We start from the raw sequence: 1979 nt of genomic DNA, 5'->3' as shown, positions 1-1979 counted from the left end.
GCGCGTCACCGGCGGGAAAGACATCGATAATGCCGCCGCGCAGGGCGAATTCGCCCGGCTCCATGACGGTGGCGGTGCGGTTGTAGCCGTCGGCATCCAAAAACACGGCCAGCTCATCGGGCGCGATGTTCTCGCCCACGCGCAGCAGCATGCCCCCGCCCGAGAGTGCGGCGCGGGGCGTGACCTTTTGCAGCGCGGCGTTGACCGTGGTGAGCACGATGCGCTTTTTGCCGGGCTCGGATTGCAGCCGGCTCAGGGCGGCGATGCGCTCGGCGATGACCGCGCCGTTGGGGGAGACGCGGTCATAGGGCAGGCAGTCCCATGCCGGGAAGGCGATGACCTCAACCTCCGGGCCGAAAAACGCGATGGCTTCGGCGAGGCCGGCCAGGCGTGTGTCATCACGCGCAATGTGCAGAACCGGGCCGGTATGTTCCGCCCAGCGGCGGACCAGAACCAGCGCATCGACGCCTTCTGGCGCGCCGTGGACGGGGACCATCAGAACCGGGCCAGTGCCGCGGCGCGAATACGCTGGAGCATCGGGCTGTCAGCATGGGGGGGGATTGGCAGGCGGCCGCTCAGCCAGTCGGCCAATTCGGCATCAGGGAATTCCATGACGGCTTCGATCTCATCCAGCTCGGATTCGGACATCGAGGCGATTCGGGCCTTCACGAAGTCACCGATCAGCAGGTCGTTCTCATAAGTGCCGCGGTGCTGGGCGCGATAGATCAACCGGCGGCGGCGGTTGTCCAAGAGTTCTGGAGCCGGATTTTCAAAGTCGGTCATATTGGGTTGCGGTATAGGCGCGCTTTGGCCAAGAGTCAGCATGTGACACTTGAAATTCTTGACCCCCTGCGTGCGCCGATCGCCTCCCTGCCCGGGCTGGGGCCGAAACTCTCGGCCTTGGTGAGCCGGTTGGTGGGGGGCGAGCGCGTGCGCGATGTGCTGTTTCATTTGCCGGCGGATTTTCTGGACCGGCGGGCGGCGCCGAAGATACGCGATGCGAAGGCCGGGATGCTGGCGACGCTGCGCGTTGAGGTGATCCGCCATGAGGCACCCGCGCGCAAGGGGCAGCCGCACCGGGTGGTGATTGGCGATGAGACCGGGTTTGCCGAGGTGGTGCTGTTTCATGCGGCGCGGCTGGTGCAGTTTCCGCTGGGGGCGCGGCTGGTTGTGTCCGGCAGGCTGGAGGCGTTTGGCGGGCGGCTGGTGATGGCGCACCCTGATTACGTGGCCTCACAGTTGCAAGAAGCTGATTTCCCGTGGGTTGAGCCGATATGGCCGCTGGCGGCAGGGGTGGTGCCCAGGGTGATGCGCCGCGCCGCGCTGGGAGCGCTGGCGCGCTTGCCCGAACTGGCCGAGTGGCAGGATGCCAGCGTGTTGCGCAAACGGGGCTGGCCAGGGTTTGGGCAGGCGCTGCGCGCGCTGCATGCGCCGGTTGAGCTGCCTGATGACAAGCCGGGAGAGCGGTTGGCGTATGACGAGTTGCTGGCGCGCCAATTGGCCTTCGCGGTGGTGCGGGCGCGCAGGCGCAAGCGGCCGGGGCGGGTTTTGGTGGGCGATGGGCGGCTGAGGGCGGAGGCGCTGCGGCGCTTTGGCCATGAGCTGACGGCCGGGCAGTTGGAGGTGCTGGTGCAAATTGATGCGGATATGGCGGCGCCGCACCAGATGTTGCGGCTGTTGCAGGGCGATGTGGGCGCGGGCAAGACGCTGGTGGCCTTGCTGGCGATGCTGCGCGCGGTGGAGGCAGGCGCGCAGGCGGCGCTGATGGCCCCGACCGAGATTTTGGCCAAGCAACATTATGCGACGTTTCAGAAACTCTGCCCGGTGCCGGTGGCGTTGTTGACGGGCAATGTGAAGGGGGTTGAGCGGCGGCGGATTCTGGCGGCGCTGGCGGATGGGCGTTTGCCGCTTGTGATTGGCACGCACGCGATATTCCAGAAAGAGGTGGCACTTAATGACCTCGCGCTGGCGGTGATTGG

At 66.6% G+C, this 1979-nt stretch carries 2 protein-coding genes and 1 pseudogene; 1 reads left to right on the top strand and 2 read right to left on the bottom strand.

Annotated features, from left to right (window positions below):
* Both PHE40_RS05875 and PHE40_RS05870 read right to left on the bottom strand, forming a co-directional pair.
* Positions 1-496 (bottom strand): annotated as a pseudogene (locus PHE40_RS05875) (transcription-repair coupling factor); the annotation flags it as partial.
* On the bottom strand, positions 496-783 hold the full coding sequence (locus PHE40_RS05870; RefSeq protein ID WP_299959361.1) for a succinate dehydrogenase assembly factor 2: 288 nt from the start codon (positions 781-783) through the stop codon (positions 496-498). The gene PHE40_RS05870 and the pseudogene PHE40_RS05875, both read right to left, overlap by 1 nt.
* Before the next feature lie 42 nt (positions 784-825).
* Between PHE40_RS05870 and PHE40_RS05865 the strand changes: the two genes are divergently transcribed.
* Positions 826-1979: DEAD/DEAH box helicase (locus PHE40_RS05865; protein WP_299959358.1), on the top strand; the 1154-nt coding region annotated here is incomplete at its 3' end.

This window comes from Acidocella sp. (assembly GCF_028687955.1).
In the GTDB taxonomy this organism is placed as follows: Bacteria; Pseudomonadota; Alphaproteobacteria; order Acetobacterales; family Acetobacteraceae; genus Acidocella.
Note: the sequence above shows the minus strand (reverse complement) of the source record. Positions and strands in the feature narration are given on the sequence as shown.